Source organism: Flavobacterium frigidarium DSM 17623 (genome assembly GCF_000425505.1).
Lineage (GTDB): Bacteria > Bacteroidota > Bacteroidia > Flavobacteriales > Flavobacteriaceae > Flavobacterium > Flavobacterium frigidarium.
On sequence record NZ_KE384393.1, the window covers coordinates 144,153 to 162,778 of the forward strand.

Consider the following 18,626-nt stretch of genomic DNA (forward strand, 5'->3'; position numbering starts at 1 on the left):
TAGCGATTTAGGATTAAATTATAAAAAAAGACTATTTATCAATTTGTCATTATTCATTGTCCAATTTTTTACTATTTTTGCCAACCATATTTAAGGATAAAAGATTCTTAATTAATGGCATTTAATACTTAATACAATTACGATGATTTTACCAATAGTAGGATATGGAGATCCGGTTCTAAGAAAAGTAGGAGAGGAAGTTTCAAAAGACTATCCTAATTTGACAGAAACGATTGCTAACATGTATGAAACAATGTATAATGCTTCTGGAGTAGGTCTTGCTGCGCCACAAGTGGGCAAAGCGCTTCGTCTATTTGTTATCGATACAACTCCGTTTAGTGATGATGAAGATTTAGAGGCAGAGGAGCAAAACCAACTTAAAGGATTCAAAAAAACCTTTATCAACGCTAAAATGATTTTAGAAGATGGTGAAGAGTGGTGTTTTAACGAAGGTTGTTTAAGTATTCCAGATGTACGTGAGGATGTTTATAGAAACGAACGCATCACAATCGAATACTGTGAGGAAGATTTTGTAGTAAAAACAGAAGTTTTTGACGGACTTATCGCTAGAGTTATTCAGCACGAGTACGATCATATCGAAGGAATTTTATTTACAGATAAAATCTCATCGTTGAAAAAGCGTTTGATTCAGAAAAAATTAAAAAATATTACTGAAGGAAAGACGTTCCAAGATTACAGAATGAAGTTTATTGCAAAAAAAGGAAGATAATATCGTTTAAGCGGATTATTTGCACACTTTTTGCACAACAATATAAAGTAAAATCAAATTCTTAAATAATAATTAAACGAGATGAATTTAGAAAAAGTATTAGCCATTTCTGGTAAGCCAGGTTTATATGTTCTTAAAGTACAAACACGTTCAGGGTTTGTTGCAGAATCATTAGCAGATGGAAAAAAGATAACAGTAAATTTAAAAAGTAACGTAAGTTTATTATCTGAGATTTCAATTTATACGTACGACGGTGAAAAACCATTGGCGGAAATCATGAATAATATCACTAAGAAGGAAAAAAATGGTCCTACGATTTCTCACAAGGAAGACAATGCGACTTTATTAGCTTACTTTAGAGAAATCTTAACTGACTTTGATGAAGATAGAGTATACCCTTCAGATATTAAGAAAATATTGAACTGGTATAACATTTTGCAAGCTAAGGGATTAGTGAGTGATGAATTGCCAAAAGAAGAAGAAGAAACAGTTGAAGCTACTGAAGAGGCTAAAAACTAAAATTGGAACGATAATTTTGATCCATCATAAAGAAATCCTGTACTCTACTTATTTAGAATACAGGATTTCTTAATTTTAAAGAAACTACCGCTATGAATTCGAGACAAACACAAGTACAAGCTTTTGAAAGACTGTTAGATATTATGGACGATCTTAGAGAGAAATGTCCGTGGGATAAAAAGCAAACCATGCAATCCCTTCGTCATCTTACTATCGAAGAAACCTATGAATTAGGCGATGCTATTCTAGATAATGATTTAAACGAAGTCAAAAAAGAACTTGGAGATGTTTTGTTACACATTGTTTTTTATGCAAAAATTGGTAGTGAAACAAAAGACTTTGATATCGCTGATGTTTGCAATGAAATATGCGAAAAATTAATTCACAGACATCCACACATCTATGGAGATACTGTCGTAGCTGATGAAGAGGAAGTGAAGCAGAATTGGGAAAAATTAAAACTAAAAGAAGGAAGAAGTTCTGTTCTTGAGGGTGTACCCAAAAGCTTGCCTGCATTAGTAAAAGCAAGTCGCATTCAAGATAAGGTGAAGGCGGTAGGATTTGATTGGGACGAACCAGAGCAAGTTTGGGAAAAAGTACAAGAGGAGTTGCAAGAACTGCAAGTGGAAGTTGCTGCTAATGATCATGACAAAATGGAAGCAGAATTTGGGGATGTTTTATTTTCAATGATTAATTACGCGCGCTTCTTGAAAATAAATCCTGAAGATGCTCTAGAACGAACAAACAAAAAATTCATAAAACGTTTTCAATATTTAGAAAGCAAAGCAGACCAGCTAGGAAAACCCCTAATGGACATGACCTTAGCTGAAATGGACGTTTTTTGGGAAGAAGCGAAGCGCCTTCCGAAAAATTAGGAATTAGAAAATCTACGATTTTCAAACATTCTCAATTGGGAAGAAGCGAAGCGCCTACCCAAAAAATAGGAATTAGAAAATCTGCGATTTTCAAACATTCTCAATTGGGAAGAAGCGAAGCGCCTTCCGAAAAATTAGGAATTAGAAAAACTATAAATACAGTTTACCACAGAATATAGCATTAAAAAAATGGCTGAACAGAAAACAGAGTTGAAACGCTCTTTAGGATTAATAGACGCTACCAGCTTGGTGGCAGGTTCCATGATTGGTTCCGGAATTTTTATTGTAACCTCGGCGATGGCTCGTGACATTGGTTCGGCTGCTTGGTTACTAATAATATGGTTGGTAACGGGGTTAATTACAGTTGCAGCTGCATTAAGTTATGGAGAGTTGGCAGGAATGATGCCTAATGCAGGTGGTCAGTTCGTATACATACAGCGTGCTTATGGACGTTTAGTATCTTTTTTATATGGATGGACAGTTTTTTCAGTAATCCAAACCGGTGTCATCGCTGCAATTGCAGTGACATTTGCCAGCTATGCAGCTATTTTTTTTCCAGCATTAGACAATATCTTAATTCAATTAGGCAATTTTACTTTTACAAATAGTAAACTTCTAGCAATTTTAAGTATTGTTTTACTGACTTATATTAATACACAAGGAGTTAAGAGCGGGAAAATTGTACAACTGATTTTGACTTCGGCAAAATTAATAGCACTTTTTGCCTTGATAATTCTTGGAATTTATGTTGGTTTAAAGACAGATGTTTTGTCGAATAATTTTGAAAACATGTGGGATGCAAGCCGCACTGTTCTAAATCCTGACGGAACGGTAACAGTTACTAAACTTGTGGGTACAGCATTACTAGGTGCAGCAGCAGCAACAATGATTAATTCTTTATTTTCTAGTGATGCATGGAACAATGTGACATTTATCGCTGGTGAAATTAAAGAACCAAAGAAGAATATTCCTAGGAGTTTGTTTTTAGGTACGTTAATCGTTACAATCATTTATGTATTGGCAAATGTGGCTTATCTCGCTTTATTGCCAATGCAAGGAACAGCAGGAGCTGCAACAGCTTTTGATAGCGGAATCATGTTTGCAAGTAATGATAGAGTGGGTGCAGCAGCAGCCGGAATGATAATGGGTAACGTTAGTGTATTTGTAATGGCAGCTTTAATTATGGTTTCCACTTTTGGCGCTAATAGTGGTTTAATTCTTTCTGGTGGCCGTTTATTTTATGCTATGGCAAAAGATGGTTTATTTTTTAAACAAGCAACAGCACTAAATAAAAACCAAGTGCCAGCAAAGGCATTATGGGTGCAATGCGTTTGGGCGTGTATATTAGCACTTTCGGGAAAATTTGGAGACCTATTAACCTATGCTACATTCGCATCGTTACTTTTTTATATTTTAACAATTATAGGAGTATTTGTTCTTCGAAAAAAGGAACCTAATACAGAAAGACCTTATCGCGCGTTTGGATATCCACTTGTACCTGCGCTTTATATCATAGTGACAACTGGAATTTGCCTAACATTACTAGTATATGATACTGTAAACACTGGTTTAGGTCTGGGAATTGTAGTATTGGGAATACCCGTTTATTACCTATTTATGAATAAAAAATAAGTCGGTTATTCAGCTAGTTTTTTCAATTTTGCGCTGTCTATAATGGTGATGCTTTTACCGGATAGCGCAATCAAATTTAGTTTCTTAAATTCAGATAGCAATCGAATACAACTCTCGGTTGCTGTTCCTATCATGCCAGCTAGTTCATCACGAGAAAGTTGAATGTGTAGAGAGCCGTCCTCATTTTTACCAAAAGAAGTTTCAAGGTAAAGTAATGTTTCTGCTAAGCGTTCTTTTACTGTTTTTTGAGCCATAGAAACGGTGTGAGCCTCAGATTCTTTAAGATCGCCGCAAATATTTTTCATAACATTCATTGAGAACTGGTTGTTTTTATCAAAGAAACCCATGATATCTGCCTTTGGAATAAAACAAACTTCCATATCCTCTAGGGCAACAGCGCTTAGGTTTACTGCTTCATCACTAATCATAGAGCGTTGACCTAATAATTCTCCCTTAGTAATTAGCTTTACAATTTGCTCTTTTCCATTTTGACTTAGTTTGCTCAATTTACAAACTCCGTCTTTGATGCAAAAGATACCATTTACTTGCTCTCCTTCACTAAAGATAGTATCCCCTTTTTTTATAGTGTACGACGTTTTACAGTCGGCTATTTTTAAAAGTTCGTCTTTCTTTAAAGCCTTTAAAGAGCTAAATTCTCTAACAATACATTGTTCGCATTTACTCATTTTAGGTTGGTTTTGAATGTTATGCAAACTTAGTTATTCTGTATGACATATATCATATTTTCAATCACATTCATTTAAGAGCTTTGCAGTAGGTAAATGAGCAAAGTTATGGACACACAAAATTGTTTCCATTGTGGGTTGGATATTATAAAATCAGAAGAAATTATTTTTGACCACAAAAGTTTTTGTTGCAACGGATGTAAAACGGTGTACGAGATTTTTAGTGTCAATGATATGACTTGTTATTATGATTTCGAAAATTCCCCTGGAAGTACCCCGTTAGATATAGCGGGCAAATATGAATTTTTAGACAATGAAGAGATTATTTCAAAATTACTGGATTTTCAAGAAACTGCAACCGCTGTGGTTTCACTCAATATTCCTCATATTCATTGCAGCTCGTGCATTTGGATTTTGGAAAATTTACAGCGTCTTCAAGAGGGAATAAGTAGCTCGCAAGTTAATTTTCCTGAGAAAAAAGTTAGAATCAGCTATAATTCTGATGCCGTTTCACTTAAAACAATAGTTTACTTATTAAGCTCCATAGGTTACGAACCCTATATTAGTTTAGAGAATTATGAGACCGGAAAAGACAATGTCGATAGAAGCTTGACTTATAAGTTAGGGGTCGCGTTTTTTTGTTTTGGTAACATTATGCTTCTTTCGTTTCCAGAATATTTCGAATTGACAGAATTCTGGTTGGATACTTTTAAACCTTTTTTTAGAAGCTTAATATTTGTACTAGCGCTGCCTACTTTTTTTTATTCTGCATCTGATTATTATGTTTCGGCGTATAAAAGTATCAAGTCAAGAATGCTAAATATTGATATTCCTATTGCGTTAGGAATCATTGTCATGTTTGTGCGTAGTGTGGTTGATATTGTCTTTGATTACGGACCTGGTTTTTTTGATAGCTTGAGCGGATTGATCTTTTTTATGTTACTCGGGAAAATGTTCCAAATTAAAACTTATAGTTTTTTGAGTTTCGAAAGAGACTTTAAATCCTATTTTCCAATAGCTATTACTAGGATAAATAATGATACATCTGAAGAGAGTGTACCTATTTATGATATACAAAAAGGAGATCGATTATTAATTCGAAATCAAGAGTTGATACCTGTTGACGGAATATTAATTAGCGATAAAACAGCTATTGATTATAGTTTTGTCACTGGAGAAGCCGATGAAATCACCAAAAAATCAGGAGACAAAATTTTTGCTGGAGGGAAACAAATGGGAAAAGTTATCGAAATGGAAGTGCTGCATTCTGTTTCACAGAGTTACTTAACACAATTATGGAGTAATGATGTTTTTCAGAAGAAATTTGAAAGAAACCACAAAACAATCACAGATACCATAAGCCGGTATTTTACTCCCGCTTTACTTTTAATAGCATTTGCTTCTTTTACATATTGGATTTTTATTGATACAAATACTGCTTTCAGTGTCTTTACAGCGGTTTTAATCGTTGCATGCCCATGTGCCCTTGCATTAACGGCGCCTTTTACAATGGGGAATGTTTTGCGAATCTTTGGTAAACAGCAGTTTTATCTCAAAAATGCCTTAGTAATTGAGCAGTTAGCAGCAGTAGATGTCGTTGTTTTTGACAAAACGGGGACAATAACAACAAATAAAAAATCAAATATTGTTTACGAAGGAGAGGCGCTTTTGAATAAAAATATCCTGCAGTTAAAAAATGTTCTTAGAGCAAGTAACCATCCTTTAAGTCGCATGCTATATGATATGCTGCCAGAAAGCTCAAAAATAAAAACTACTTATTTTGAAGAAATTGCAGGGAACGGAATTCTAGCTACTATAGATGGCGTGAAATTGCAAATAGGTTCCGCAAGTTTTGTTGAAAATATAATTGAAAGCGACCATTTACAAACTGCAGTTCATATTAAAATAGACGGAAAATATTTAGGAAAATATATTTTTAAGAACCAATATAGAGAGGGAATTGAATCATTGTTCAAAAATTTAAATAACAGTTACCAAATCAAAGTTTTATCAGGTGATAACGAGGGAGAAAGAGCTGTGCTAGAAAAATTACTACCTCAAGGAACAGAACTTATTTTCGATCAAAAGCCAGAACAAAAACTCAACTTTATTAAACAGCTACAGGATAACGGTCATAATGTAATGATGGTAGGTGATGGATTGAATGACGCGGGAGCTTTAGCACAAAGTAATGTGGGAATATCCATATCAGAGAATGTGAATGTTTTCTCTCCAGCCTGTGACGCTATACTAGAAGCAAAGCAGTTTGATCACTTGAATTACTTTTTAAAGCTTTCTAAAAAGGCGATGCTCACGATAAAAATGAGTTTCGTATTATCACTTTGCTACAATATTGTGGGCTTGTCATATGCGATAACTGGAAAATTAGACCCACTAATGGCTGCCATCATAATGCCGCTGAGTACAATCACCATTGTTAGTTTTGTTACCGCTATGAGTAATTATTATGCAAGGAAAATAACTAAGTAATAGCCGTTTTTTAATTAGAAGTATGATAAATATCATATTTAATACGGTACCAACAGACTAATTTTGTTAACATAATTTTAAGGTATGAGTGTCATTTATTTATTGATAGGAATTAGTATTTGTGTTGCTATTGGCTTTTTTGTAGCATTTATAATTGCTGTAAAAAGTGGTCAGTACGACGATGATTATACACCCTCGGTCAGAATGCTGTTTGATGACGAAATCAAAAAAACACCCAAAACAGAAATACAAACAATAAAAGAAAAACAAATTTAATTATGGAAATGCAGCAGTTTTATTATGACAACAAAATTGTAAAGAATTTCATTTACGCCACCATCCTTTTTGGTGTAGTGGGAATGCTTGTAGGACTTACTCTAGCTACAATGTTTCTTTTCCCAAACATGACTGATGGAATTTCATGGTTGAGTTACGGGAGATTAAGACCTTTACATACTAATGCAGTTATTTTTGCTTTTGTAGGAAATGCTTTTTTTGCAGGAATGTATTATTCTATGCAACGATTGCTAAAAGCGAGAATGTATAGTGATTTTTTAAGTAAACTCCACTTTTGGGGATGGCAATTAATTATTGTTGCCGCAGCAATTACTTTACCCTTAGGATATAGTACCTCAAAAGAATATGCAGAGCTTGAATGGCCTATAGATATTGCGATCACTTTTATTTGGGTAGTGATGGGAATCAATATGATAGGAACTATGATAAAAAGAAGAGAGCGTCATTTATATGTAGCGATCTGGTTTTATCTAGCCACTTTTGTTACGGTTGCCGTTTTACATATTTTTAATAGTTTAGAAATTCCCGTTTCATTGTTTTCAATGAAAAGTTATTCTGTTTACGCTGGAGTTCAAGATGCCTTAGTGCAATGGTGGTATGGTCACAATGCAGTAGCATTTTTCTTGACAACTCCATTCTTAGGGTTGATGTACTACTTTGTGCCTAAAGCAGCAAATCGTCCGGTGTACTCTTATAGATTGTCTATTGTGCATTTTTGGTCTTTGATATTTATTTATATCTGGGCTGGACCTCACCACTTATTATATTCTGCTTTACCTAACTGGGCTCAAAATTTAGGAGTTGCTTTCTCAATAATGTTACTTGCTCCATCTTGGGGAGGTATGATTAATGGACTATTAACCTTACGTGGCGCTTGGGATAAAGTACGTGTAGAACCAGTACTTAAGTTCTTTGTTGTAGCGATCACAGGTTATGGTATGGCTACTTTTGAAGGCCCAATGTTATCACTTAAAAACGTAAATGCTATTGCGCATTTTACGGATTGGATTATTGCTCACGTTCACGTAGGTGCTTTAGCTTGGAATGGATTTATGGCTTTTGGGATGATTTATTGGTTGGTTCCAAGAATGACTAAAGGAGCTTTATTCTCTACTAAATTAGCCAACTTCCATTTCTGGATAGGAACACTAGGGATCATATTATATACATTGCCAATGTATGTTGCAGGTTTTTTACAAGCTTCAATGTGGAAACAATTTAATCCTGACGGAACCTTAACTTACGGTAACTTTCTTGAAACAGTTACGCAAATTATGCCAATGTATTGGATGCGTGCAATAGGAGGAACTTTATATCTTGCCGGAATGCTTGTCTTGGTTTATAACATTACTAAAACAATAATGGCTAATGAAACAATAGAAGATGAATTAGCAGAAGCTCCTGAATTACAAAAAATTAGTAGTAGTCGTATCAAAGGAGAAAAGTTTCACCCTTGGTTAGAAAGAAAACCAATCCAATTAACAATTTTAGCTACAATCGCTATTTTAATTGGTGGTGTTATCCAAATTGTACCTACCATTATGGTAAAATCAAATATACCTACAATTGCAAGTGTAAAACCATATACGCCCTTAGAACTAGAAGGTCGTGATTTATATATTAGAGAAGGTTGTGTAGGCTGTCACTCCCAATCAGTAAGACCGTTTAGATCAGAAGTGGAACGTTATGGACCACAATCAAAAGCTGGAGAGTTTGTTTACGATCATCCGTTTCTATGGGGATCTAAACGTACAGGACCAGATTTATTAAGAGTAGGTGGTAAGTATAACGACAACTGGCACTTTAACCACATGTGGAGTCCACAAAGCACTTCTCCAGGGTCGATCATGCCAGGTTACAAATGGTTGTTTGATAATAAACCGTTAGATATTTCAGATATTGAAGGAAAAATGAAAGTGATGCAAACACTTGGAGTTCCTTACAGTGACACTGAAGTAGCAAATGCTAAAAATGCCATTAAAATTCAATCTCAAAAAATTGAAGATAATTTACATGCTGATCCTGACTTTGTAAAAAGTTATGAAAACAGCAAGAAAAAAGCAGCTGCAAAAGGAGAAGAATTTGTACCAATGCATCAAAGAGAAATTGTTGCTTTAATAGCATACATTCAAAGGTTGGGTACTGATATTAAAGTAAAAGATAAAAAGTAGTTTACTAAATGTTCTAAGACTCTAGGGTTGTAAGTCGCTAAGTCTCTACAAAACCTTAGAGTCTCAGGATCTAAGTAACTTAAAAAATATAAATATGTTCGAACAAGTAAAACACAACATGGAAACTATCGCAGGTGTAGCGATTTACCCCATTATGTCATTATTGATTTTCTTTATCTTTTTCGTAGGATTAGGAATTTGGGTTTTCTCTTATAAAAAAGAAAAGATAGAAGAGTTGAGTCAGATGCCATTAAAAGATAAATAAAAGTATAATTTCAAAATAATTAAAATGAAAAAATTAATCCCAGCATACGTAAGAGTACCCGCAATTTTCTTTTTCGTGTTTGGCGCAATGGAATACTTCATAGATTCAGGTGAACAGCCGGCATTTATAAGGTATCCTATGGTTTCTTTATTCTTATTTGTATTTCTATTTCTTTTAATAGCAATCGAAATAACAATGAAAGCAATTGATAATATTACCTATCAAATGCTTACCGAGGAGCAAAAAGAGCAGTTAGCAGTAGCAAGCACAGTTAGTTACAAAGAGAGCTTATGGTTCAAAAATTTAATGCAAAAACTAACTAAAACAGAACCTATTGAAAACGAACTTGATATTTTATTAGATCATGATTATGATGGTATCAAGGAGTTAGACAATAATTTACCACCATGGTGGGTATATTTATTTTATGCCAGTATCGTTTTTGGAGTAGTGTATTTTGTGCATTTTGAGTTGATGGGTGGTGACAACCAGGAAATGGAATTGAAGAAAGAATTGGCTCAAGCCAAAATTGATGTAGCTGAATATATGAAGACAGCTCCCGATTTAATGGATGAAAAAACAGTTACGTTACTAACGGAACCAGGGGATTTAGCTGAAGGAAAAACAATTTTCACCACTAATTGTGCTGTTTGTCATAGAGCTGATGCAGGGGGGCAAATTGGTCCAAATTTAACTGATGATCATTGGATTTTAGGTGGCGGAATTAAAAATATTTTTCACACCCTTGTTAATGGTGGTCGTGACGGGAAAGGAATGATTTCTTGGAAAGGAACTCTAAAACCTAAAGAAATGCAAAAAGTAGCAAGTTATATTATTTCTCTTAAAGGAAGTAATCCTGCAGACCCTAAAGCACCAGATGGTGAAATTTGGGTGGACGAAGCAGCTGAAGCTCCTGCAGCAAAATAATTGCACTGATTCACTTCCTTTTGATGTCAAATATACGGTATCAAAAGGTAGAATTAAAATACCTTACAAAATGTCAAAATTACCAAACGAAGCGTTTAGAGATACCATTGGAACCATTGACGAAGAAGGTAAAAGGAAATTTATTTTTCCTAAGAAACCTTCAGGTAAGTTTTATGATTACCGCACATGGGTTAGTTATTTTTTATTAATCATTTTAGTTGCAAATCCATTTATAAAGGTAAATGGAAACCAATTTATGATGTTCAATATATTAGAACGTCGTTTTAATATATTTGGTTTTCCTTTCTGGCCACAAGATTTCTACATTTTTGTACTATTTATGATTGTAGGAGTGGTATTTGTCATTTTATTTACGGTAATATTTGGACGTATTTTTTGCGGATGGATTTGTCCGCAGACTATTTTTCTAGAGATGGTTTTTAGAAGAATTGAATATTGGATAGAAGGAGATCGTGGTGCCCAAATCAGGTTGTCAAAACAAGAGTGGAATGCCGAAAAAATAAGAAAGAAAGGGATTAAATGGTCTATTTTTTTAATTATTTCTTTTGGTATTGCCAATGTGTTTCTGGCCTATTTAGTAGGTAGTGATGAATTGATCCAAATGATTGAAGATGGACCAGAAACGCACACTAGTACCTTAATCGCACTATCTATTTTTACCGGAGTTTTCTATTTTATATTTGTATGGTTTAGAGAACAAGTATGTATTATAGCTTGTCCTTACGGAAGATTGCAAGGGGTATTATTAGATAACAAATCGATTAACGTTGCTTACGATTTTGTGCGTGGAGAAAAAGAAACTGGAAGAGCTAAATTCAGTAAGCAAGAGGACAGAGCCACAACTGGAAAAGGAGACTGCATTGATTGCAAGCAATGTGTAAATGTTTGTCCTACTGGAATCGATATTCGTAACGGTACACAATTAGAATGTGTAAACTGTACCGCTTGTATTGATGAATGCGATGTGATCATGGAAAGCGTAGGCTTACAAAAAGGATTGATTCGCTATGCCTCTGAAGACGAGATTGAGAAAAAAGAGCCTTTCAAATTCACTGCAAGAATGAAAGGATATTCGGCTATTTTATTAATATTAGTGGGTATTTTAACAGGGTTATTGTTTTTACGTACTGAGGTTGAGGCGGTTATTTTAAGATTGCCAGGGCAATTATTTGAACATAAAGGTGATAATATTAGCAATGTCTATACCTACAAAGTGATTAATAAAACGAATAATGATTTTAAAGACATTCATTTTGAATTAGTAGGAATAAAAGGAACGCTTAAACTTGTGGGTAACCAACATTTAAAAGTAGTGAAACAAGGAATGAGTAGCGGGACGATGTTTATAGAAATCAACCAATATTTGTTAGAGAGCGACAAAACAAAATTGAGAATTAAGGTTTATGATGGCAATAAAAAAATTGAAACAAGTACAACGAGCTTTTTAAGTCCGCGTAGTTTTGATTAATTATAAAATGCTATCTCTTAATTTCAATTAAAAAAACCAAATTAAATGGAAGATAATACGAATAAACCTACTGGAATTTCTTCTGGTAAAAAAGGTTTTAAGATTAATTGGGGAGCAGGAATTGTTATAGCCATGGGATTGTTTATGGCATTTATATTGTATTTTGTAATTAAAGTACAGATGAATTCTAAATATGACAACGAATTAGTTGTTGAAGAATATTACAAGCACGATGCTAAATTTGGTGATGAAATGATACGTGTACAAAGTGCACATGATTTAGTTCAAAAACCAATAATTACTAAAACGGAGGATGGGGTTACAATAGCGTTCCCATCAGTTTTTGCACCAGAGAAAATTAAAGGTAAAGTATCCCTATATAGACCGTCTATGAAAAATTTAGATTTCGAAATTCCTATTTCTTTATCTAAGCCAACTTTGCTCATACCTAAATCAAAATTGGTAGGCGGTCGTTGGGATATTAATATGGAATGGCAGTATGAAGGAAAAGCATACTTAACTAAGGAAACTATTTATATTAATTAGCAACTCGTAAATAGTAATTAGTAAGGAGTGATTGGTAATTATTAAAATGTAAGTTTAGTCACTTTTACATTACGTTAGTTTTTTTGTTGACTTTCCGACTACCACATATTAGATAAAAAAATGATATACACCGCCTTTATATTTGGATTGATTAGTAGTTTGCATTGTATAGGGATGTGTGGTCCCATTGCGATGATGCTGCCTGTCGACCGAAATAACATAACCAAAAAAACAATCCAAATCATGACATACCATTTGGGCAGACTAACTGCTTATGGTACTATAGGTTTGGTTTTTGGTTTAGTAGGAAAGGGCTTTTTCATGGCTGGACTGCAACAGAAGATGTCTATCTTTATTGGTGTAGCAATGATTTTAATAGTACTTGTTCCTGAGAAGTCGTTTGCAAAATATAATTTTTCGAAACCTGTTTTTCGATTAATATCAAAAATTAAGCAGCATCTAGGAAGTCAGTTTAAAAACAAAAGTTACAAGTCCTTATTTACGATTGGTTTACTCAACGGTTTTTTACCGTGCGGAATGGTTTACGTAGCCTTATTTGGTGCAATAGCGATGCAAAGTGCTAGTTTAGGGGTATTGTATATGATCTTATTTGGATTAGGAACGGTACCCATGATGACCGCGGTGGTATATGCAAATTCTTTTATTACACTTCGCATTCGTAACAAAATTCAAAAAGCAATTCCTTATGTTGCTGTTGTCATTGGTTGTCTTTTCATTTTAAGAGGACTTGGGCTAGGGATTCCTTATGTTTCTCCTTCAAATATGAGCTTGTTTGTTCAAGCCACTCCAAATTGTCATTAGTTAATAACTATAATTTTATGACTAACTCATAAATACGTCAAGGTTAAATGACACAATTTATGTCAAAAGTTCCTTGAGCATTAGGAGAGAATTTAAGAAGTGATAGTGAATGATACTCATTAAAAATTATTTGATGAGTATAATGAAATGGAGTATGAAGTGCAACGCATTAACACAGATACTATGGTGCTTACTGACGGTTATGCGCACAAATTAAAAGCAAAATTATTGTTCTTAAAAGAAGAGATATACGCTGTTTTGACAAAAGAATAATTCGAGAGGAAAACTTTATTTTACATGTAAAAAACCGCGAATTCACAAATTTAAAAAATACTTCAAGTACTAAATAATTTGCGAATTTGTGGTTTAAAATTTAAGGTGATTTTGTGTTAAATTGTCATCGAAAACAAAGCGGTTTCAGGTGCTTTTCTTTTTAGTAAGAGATCAAATGCCATGCAAATATTACGAACATATGGCTTACCATTTTCGGTAACCTGAATGCTGTCTTTAGTGAGGATTAATAGGCCGTCTCGCTCCATTTCCTGTAGTTGAATTAAAATATCAGGAATCTCCTTGAAATAGTAATTTTTGTTTTGCCATGAAGTATGAAATTGGCACATTAAGTTCAAAATATGCTGACGTATAATTAGATCTTCATCAGTTAAAAGGTGACCTCTATATATTGGAAGTTTGTCCCATTCCAGGAGTTGGTAATAATCTTCTAAGTTTTTCTCATTTTGGGCAAAACTATACCAACTATCGCTTATAGACGAAACTCCTAAACCAATCATCAACTTAGTTTTTGAGGCGCTATAACCCATAAAATTGCGGTGCAAGGAACCACTTTTAGCCGCTTCATATAAACTGTCGGTCTCAAGTGCAAAATGATCCATTCCTATTTCGTGGTAACCGTTTTTCAATAGTAGTTCCTTTCCTATCTGGTACAATTGTCTTTTCTCATTGTCTTTTGGAATATCTTCGTCTTTAAAACCGCGCTGTCCATTTCCTTTTATCCAGGGTACATGTGCATAGCTGTAAAATGCCAAACGATCTGGTTGCAATGATTTTGTTTTTTCGATAGTATCAATGATATCTTTACTACTTTGAAAAGGAAGACCGAATATCAGGTCGTGACTAATTGAAGTATATCCTATTTCTTTTGCCCAAAAACTTACTTTTGCTACATTGTGAAAAGGTTGTTCGCGATGAATTGCTTTTTGAACTACTGGTGAATAGTCTTGAACACCAAAACTAACTCTTCTGAAGCCGAGTTCATATAGTTTTTGCAGATGCTTGTAGGTCGTGTTGTTAGGATGTCCCTCAAAACTGAATTCATGATCAGGCGCTATTGTTGCATAGGAGAAAATTCCGTTAATTAAATCCTCTAAATTTTTATTCGAAAAAAAGGTAGGCGTTCCTCCTCCTAAATGAATTTCTTTGATCATTGGCTTCTCGGGAAGCATTTTACAATATAAAGACCATTCTTTCAAAACTGCTTCAATGTATGGATTTTCTACTTCGTGATTTTTGGTAATTCTTTTATTACAACCACAAAAAGTACACATGCTTTCGCAAAAGGGGAGGTGAATATACAAACTTATGCCATCTGTGCTACTACTTTCTCTGAAAGATCTTTGCAAAGTGTCAATCCAATTTTGATACTCAAATTCTGTCTCATTCCAGTAGGGAACTGTAGGGTAGCTTGTATATCGTGGTCCGGGAACATTGTATTTTTGAATTAATGCATTTTTCATGTCTAGCAATTTTATCTTGACTTCAAAAATACTGTTAAGCCTTATTATTTAAAATGATAAATATCATCCGTAGAGAGATTTAGTTTTTGTCAAAAAAAAAGAGGCTTAAAAAAGCCTCTTTAGAATAAATATTGCTGCTATTCTGCAATGCACTTGTCAATAAGCGTTTTCCATTTTATTGCTAATTGATGCTCTTCATATAATCGTATTTGATTTATTTGATCGTTCTCAATGGTATAAATCGTAACGATGTCTGTAGTAGCAGAACCTTTATATTGAAATTCAAAATCAATTCTCACGACGGTTTCTCTTGGTTTTTTTGTGGTAAGTACCAAGTTGCATGAGCTAACAGCGGTAAGATCGATAAAAGCGCTATGCTCTTCATTATTATTAAAGTCCATGAATAGAAATGCTTTCTTTTTTTCGTCCAAGCTCATTACTTTATTATTAAGTATTTCGCTTAAATCAAAATTATAATTATTGTAAGTTTCTTTTATAGCCTTAATTTTCTTTTTGCTAGTAATACTAGATCGAAAAACAAAGAGTAGTGGGGTTGCAATAAGTAATGTAATTGCAAGACCTATAATTGTTACGGATGTATCCATTTTATTTTAAATTAATTTATTCAACAAGACCAGCTTAATGCATCTGATTAAGCTGTAGATAATATTTTTGTACGTTTATAAACTAATTTAGATCACCAGAAAAAGTGGAAGGGAAACAAGAGAATAGATACCTTTTCACACCTATTAATATCTTGATTTATGTAGGCGTTAGAACAACTAAGTTTTTTAACTGCAGTGCTAGCAGTTAAAAAAGCAGCTTGCCATTTAATTATTAGGTTACTATCTTTTTCTAGCTGTACATTTGCAGTATAATGCGGTTGAGGTTGAATGAAAGCAGGATTTTGAATGCTCTCAAGAGAAAATTTAGTAGAAGATTGCTTTTCGACTTTTATAAGCGACGAATGTTCAGTCGCTGAAAAAGCAACAAAAAACAAAAAAATAAGTCCGATAAAAAAGACCGTCTTCTTAACCCAATTCATCTTGCAAATTTATAGCATTGGCGATGCGAAGCCTAATTTTTTTTAATGAAATTAAGCTAATTTTTAGAGCATAAAAAAACCTCAAACGATTATTAGTTTGAGGTTTTAAATGTCATTCTTCGTGTACTATTCTTGATTTAAATTTCTTAGTTGTACTAGTTTTTCCTTCCAGATATCTAAACTCTCTTTATGGATGGCAATATTTTTTCTAACCTCTAGTACAATTGAATTCTCCTTTTTAGCATTTTTTGTATTCGTAAAAAATTGAATATTATTTTCTAATTGGAAAATTTCGTTTTGCACTTCTTCAATTTTTCGAATGATAAAAATTTTCTCGTTTTCAAGTTTTCGAGTATCATTATTTTCTGCAAGCTGATCAATCCTTGTTGAGAATCGCATCATGTCTGTGTCCTTTTTACTCAAACTTAGCTTGTCAAAAAGGGCATCAAGAATCTTATTGAATTTACCTTCAATATGTCTTCTTGCATGTGGCACACGGCCTAACTCTTTCCAGTTAGCTATATGAAGTTTAATGGCATCTAAATCCTCTTTGTGCGAGCCACTAAGTTCAAAATCCCTTAATGATTCCAAGTATTCCCTCTTTGCTTCAAAGGCTGCCACTTCTTGTGCATTGCTTTCATACTTTTGTTCCTTTAAGCGATCAAAATAATAGTTACAAGCTGTTTTAAATTCTGACCACACCTTATCTGAAGCCTTTCTAGGAACGTGGCCTATTTGTTTCCACTCTTCCTGTATGCGTTTCATGGTATTGGTAGTAGTCTCAAAATCGTCACTATTTTGTAGTGCTTGAGCTTGAGCAACCAGTGCATTCTTTTTATTTAAGTTTTCGTTTTGGTCTTTCTTAATTTCTTTGTAAAAAGAGTTTTTAAAAGAATTAAAATCTCTAACTGCATTTTTAAAAGATTTCCAAGTACTTTCATTTACTTCTACGGGTACTTTTCCAGCATTAAAAAAAGCAGTTCTTAGCGCTTCTACCTTTTCTATTTGAACCATCCACTGCGAGTGTGAATTTACTTTCACAGTTGCTAGCGCCTCAATATCGGCAATGATTTGATTTTTTAACGCCAAATTTTCTACTTCTACAGCACGCTGTTTTTCAAATAGTAACTCTCTTTTATCGTGCATTCTCTTAGTTAGCTCACTAAAAAGATTCCAAATTTCCTCACGATGTTCCTTACCCACAGGACCTATGTCCTCTTTCCACATGCGGTGTAAGTCTTGCAATTCCCTAAAAGCTTTTTGGATATCATCTTCTTGCAATAACTCATCTACTCGCAAAATTATTTTTTGCTTTTGCTCTAAGTTATGTTTAAAATCTAAATCTCGCGCTTCTCTATCTAAGTGCAAATAGTCATAAAAGTTCTCTACGTGAAAATGATAATTGTTCCAAACGTGGTTATATTTATCTTTTGGGATTGACCCAGCATTTTTCCATCTCTCTCTTAATTCATTAAAATGCTTAAGAGTATCTTTTATGTCTTCCTGCGGATTTATAAGTTCTTTTAATTCCTCAACAATAGCTAAACGTACTTCTAAATTAGATTTTAAATTTGTTTGCAGACTTTTAAAATGAGTGTTTTTACGGTCTTTATAGGCGTTATAATATTCGTCAAATTGTGTTTTTAGAGGTAAATGATATTGAAAATCTTCTGTGCTATCTGGTTGCTCTGCGTGAAAAGCTTCTTTTTTCTCTTCGATAAAATCATTGTACTTCGCTAAAAAGGATTTTTTAATCTCATCGACATGGTCTTTTACAGACATCACTTTCTCGACAGCAGTAATACTTTTTAAATTTTCGACAAGTTCTTCCATCGATAAGCTATCATAATCTTGCATAGGAATTTCATGGCGATCTTTCAAAGTCTCGTCCTCACTTTCCTCAGCGTTTGAATCCTCGATAGCATTCATCGCTTTTTGATGATCATTTACAGCTTCCTCATTTGCAGTGTCGTCTGTACTATTTGATTCAGCAGTTGCAGTTTCAGTAGTCTCAGTAGCTAATTTTCCATCTGCATCTTGCAGGTTATCATTCTTTTCTTCTAACATTGGTTCAATGTTTACGGTTGTTAATAAATTGAATTGGAAAGATAGTAAAGCAGTATCTAATAACAAAACAAATGACTAATTAAGAGTTGTTTTACCTATAGGTTTCAATTTTTTGGAGCTGTTTCCTGCTATACGCTATATCTTTTATAGTTTTAAATAAAACCATAAAAGGATGCCGCTTCTATCAGGGCTATGGGCCAAGATTTATCTAGAAACTTGTAGATTTAAATACCTTGAGAAGTCTAAGAGCTATTAGATTTATTTTTTGAAATGATTTTTATTGTGTTTTAGTGAGGATTATTTGAAAGATC

The 18,626-nt window shown here is 33.8% G+C and carries 18 protein-coding genes and 1 pseudogene; 14 read left to right on the forward strand and 5 right to left on the reverse strand.

Annotated features, from left to right (window positions below; translation table 11 throughout):
* Nucleotides 1-142: 142 nt before the first annotated feature.
* The 5 genes from def to H603_RS0115110 all read left to right on the forward strand — a co-directional run bounded on the left by def (nt 143) and on the right by H603_RS0115110 (nt 3,756).
* The gene (def, locus tag H603_RS0115090) at nt 143-730 is read left to right on the forward strand and encodes a peptide deformylase (protein WP_026709402.1); all 588 of its coding nucleotides are present in this window, start codon (nt 143-145) and stop codon (nt 728-730) included.
* Nucleotides 731-811: 81 nt separating this feature from the next.
* Nucleotides 812-1,249, forward strand: a complete 438-nt coding sequence (locus H603_RS16940; RefSeq protein ID WP_035676182.1) for a DUF5606 family protein — start codon at nt 812-814, stop codon at nt 1,247-1,249.
* A 92-nt stretch (nt 1,250-1,341) separates the two neighbouring features.
* Nucleotides 1,342-2,124, forward strand: coding sequence for a nucleoside triphosphate pyrophosphohydrolase (mazG, locus tag H603_RS0115100; RefSeq protein ID WP_026709403.1), 783 nt, complete (start codon nt 1,342-1,344; stop codon nt 2,122-2,124).
* On the forward strand, nt 2,091-2,303 hold the full coding sequence (locus tag H603_RS0115105) for a hypothetical protein (RefSeq protein WP_026709404.1): 213 nt from the start codon (nt 2,091-2,093) through the stop codon (nt 2,301-2,303). Before mazG ends, H603_RS0115105 begins: the two co-directional genes overlap by 34 nt.
* 10 nt (nt 2,304-2,313) lie before the next feature.
* Complete coding sequence (locus tag H603_RS0115110; protein ID WP_026709405.1) at nt 2,314-3,756, forward strand: APC family permease; 1,443 nt, start codon at nt 2,314-2,316, stop codon at nt 3,754-3,756.
* Between the two features lie 5 nt (nt 3,757-3,761).
* Here H603_RS0115110 and H603_RS0115115 read toward each other — a convergent pair whose 3' ends face one another.
* Nucleotides 3,762-4,442, reverse strand: a complete 681-nt coding sequence (locus tag H603_RS0115115) for a Crp/Fnr family transcriptional regulator (protein WP_026709406.1) — start codon at nt 4,440-4,442, stop codon at nt 3,762-3,764.
* Between the two features lie 108 nt (nt 4,443-4,550).
* On the opposite strand from H603_RS0115115, the gene H603_RS0115120 reads away from it, so the two are divergent.
* The 9 genes and pseudogenes from H603_RS0115120 to H603_RS17400 all read left to right on the forward strand — a co-directional run.
* Nucleotides 4,551-6,932, forward strand: coding sequence for a heavy metal translocating P-type ATPase (locus H603_RS0115120; protein ID WP_026709407.1), 2,382 nt, complete (start codon nt 4,551-4,553; stop codon nt 6,930-6,932).
* 84 nt (nt 6,933-7,016) lie between these two features.
* Nucleotides 7,017-7,208, forward strand: a complete 192-nt coding sequence (ccoS, locus tag H603_RS0115125; protein WP_026709408.1) for a cbb3-type cytochrome oxidase assembly protein CcoS — start codon at nt 7,017-7,019, stop codon at nt 7,206-7,208.
* A 2-nt stretch (nt 7,209-7,210) separates the two neighbouring features.
* Nucleotides 7,211-9,400 carry a cytochrome-c oxidase, cbb3-type subunit I gene (ccoN, locus tag H603_RS0115130; protein WP_026709409.1) on the forward strand — a complete coding sequence of 730 codons (2,190 nt, stop codon included), beginning with the start codon at nt 7,211-7,213 and terminating at the stop codon, nt 9,398-9,400.
* A 94-nt stretch (nt 9,401-9,494) separates the two neighbouring features.
* Nucleotides 9,495-9,665 carry a cbb3-type cytochrome oxidase subunit 3 gene (locus tag H603_RS0115135; RefSeq protein WP_026709410.1) on the forward strand — a complete coding sequence of 57 codons (171 nt, stop codon included), beginning with the start codon at nt 9,495-9,497 and terminating at the stop codon, nt 9,663-9,665.
* A gap of 24 nt (nt 9,666-9,689) precedes the next feature.
* Nucleotides 9,690-10,592: a cbb3-type cytochrome c oxidase N-terminal domain-containing protein gene (locus H603_RS0115140; RefSeq protein WP_035676185.1), complete on the forward strand. Its 903-nt coding sequence runs from the start codon at nt 9,690-9,692 to the stop codon at nt 10,590-10,592.
* Nucleotides 10,593-10,662: 70 nt separating this feature from the next.
* Nucleotides 10,663-12,081 carry a cytochrome c oxidase accessory protein CcoG gene (gene ccoG, locus H603_RS0115145; protein WP_026709412.1) on the forward strand — a complete coding sequence of 473 codons (1,419 nt, stop codon included), beginning with the start codon at nt 10,663-10,665 and terminating at the stop codon, nt 12,079-12,081.
* Between the two features lie 45 nt (nt 12,082-12,126).
* Nucleotides 12,127-12,627: a FixH family protein gene (locus tag H603_RS0115150; protein ID WP_051219359.1), complete on the forward strand. Its 501-nt coding sequence runs from the start codon at nt 12,127-12,129 to the stop codon at nt 12,625-12,627.
* Between the two features lie 120 nt (nt 12,628-12,747).
* The gene (locus H603_RS0115155; protein WP_026709414.1) at nt 12,748-13,449 is read left to right on the forward strand and encodes a sulfite exporter TauE/SafE family protein; all 702 of its coding nucleotides are present in this window, start codon (nt 12,748-12,750) and stop codon (nt 13,447-13,449) included.
* Nucleotides 13,450-13,584: 135 nt separating this feature from the next.
* Nucleotides 13,585-13,722, forward strand: a pseudogene (locus tag H603_RS17400) (GTP-binding protein); the annotation flags it as partial.
* Between the two features lie 116 nt (nt 13,723-13,838).
* On the opposite strand, the gene hemN reads toward H603_RS17400, so the two are convergent.
* The 4 genes from hemN to H603_RS0115180 form a co-directional block, all read right to left on the reverse strand.
* Nucleotides 13,839-15,203 (reverse strand): oxygen-independent coproporphyrinogen III oxidase, encoded by a 1,365-nt coding sequence (gene hemN, locus H603_RS0115165; RefSeq protein ID WP_026709415.1) that lies wholly within the window; start codon nt 15,201-15,203, stop codon nt 13,839-13,841.
* A 137-nt stretch (nt 15,204-15,340) separates the two neighbouring features.
* Nucleotides 15,341-15,808, reverse strand: a complete 468-nt coding sequence (locus tag H603_RS0115170; RefSeq protein ID WP_026709416.1) for a hypothetical protein — start codon at nt 15,806-15,808, stop codon at nt 15,341-15,343.
* Nucleotides 15,809-15,900: 92 nt separating this feature from the next.
* Complete coding sequence (locus tag H603_RS0115175; protein WP_026709417.1) at nt 15,901-16,248, reverse strand: hypothetical protein; 348 nt, start codon at nt 16,246-16,248, stop codon at nt 15,901-15,903.
* A 126-nt stretch (nt 16,249-16,374) separates the two neighbouring features.
* Nucleotides 16,375-18,315: a DUF349 domain-containing protein gene (locus H603_RS0115180; protein WP_026709418.1), complete on the reverse strand. Its 1,941-nt coding sequence runs from the start codon at nt 18,313-18,315 to the stop codon at nt 16,375-16,377.
* Between the last annotated feature and the right edge of the window lie 311 nt (nt 18,316-18,626).

Coding starts and splice junctions, on each gene's coding strand:
- def (WP_026709402.1), top strand. CDS start 143: ATGATTTTACCAATAGTAGGATATGGAGATCCGGTTCTAAGAAAAGTA.
- H603_RS0115170 (WP_026709416.1), bottom strand. CDS start 15,808: ATGGATACATCCGTAACAATTATAGGTCTTGCAATTACATTACTTATT.
- mazG (WP_026709403.1), top strand. CDS start 1,342: ATGAATTCGAGACAAACACAAGTACAAGCTTTTGAAAGACTGTTAGAT.
- H603_RS0115175 (WP_026709417.1), bottom strand. CDS start 16,248: ATGAATTGGGTTAAGAAGACGGTCTTTTTTATCGGACTTATTTTTTTG.
- ccoS (WP_026709408.1), top strand. CDS start 7,017: ATGAGTGTCATTTATTTATTGATAGGAATTAGTATTTGTGTTGCTATT.
- ccoG (WP_026709412.1), top strand. CDS start 10,663: ATGTCAAAATTACCAAACGAAGCGTTTAGAGATACCATTGGAACCATT.
- H603_RS0115135 (WP_026709410.1), top strand. CDS start 9,495: ATGTTCGAACAAGTAAAACACAACATGGAAACTATCGCAGGTGTAGCG.
- ccoN (WP_026709409.1), top strand. CDS start 7,211: ATGGAAATGCAGCAGTTTTATTATGACAACAAAATTGTAAAGAATTTC.
- H603_RS0115110 (WP_026709405.1), top strand. CDS start 2,314: ATGGCTGAACAGAAAACAGAGTTGAAACGCTCTTTAGGATTAATAGAC.
- H603_RS0115150 (WP_051219359.1), top strand. CDS start 12,127: ATGGAAGATAATACGAATAAACCTACTGGAATTTCTTCTGGTAAAAAA.
- H603_RS0115120 (WP_026709407.1), top strand. CDS start 4,551: ATGGACACACAAAATTGTTTCCATTGTGGGTTGGATATTATAAAATCA.
- H603_RS16940 (WP_035676182.1), top strand. CDS start 812: ATGAATTTAGAAAAAGTATTAGCCATTTCTGGTAAGCCAGGTTTATAT.
- H603_RS0115155 (WP_026709414.1), top strand. CDS start 12,748: ATGATATACACCGCCTTTATATTTGGATTGATTAGTAGTTTGCATTGT.
- H603_RS0115115 (WP_026709406.1), bottom strand. CDS start 4,442: ATGAGTAAATGCGAACAATGTATTGTTAGAGAATTTAGCTCTTTAAAG.
- hemN (WP_026709415.1), bottom strand. CDS start 15,203: ATGAAAAATGCATTAATTCAAAAATACAATGTTCCCGGACCACGATAT.
- H603_RS0115180 (WP_026709418.1), bottom strand. CDS start 18,315: ATGTTAGAAGAAAAGAATGATAACCTGCAAGATGCAGATGGAAAATTA.
- H603_RS0115140 (WP_035676185.1), top strand. CDS start 9,690: ATGAAAAAATTAATCCCAGCATACGTAAGAGTACCCGCAATTTTCTTT.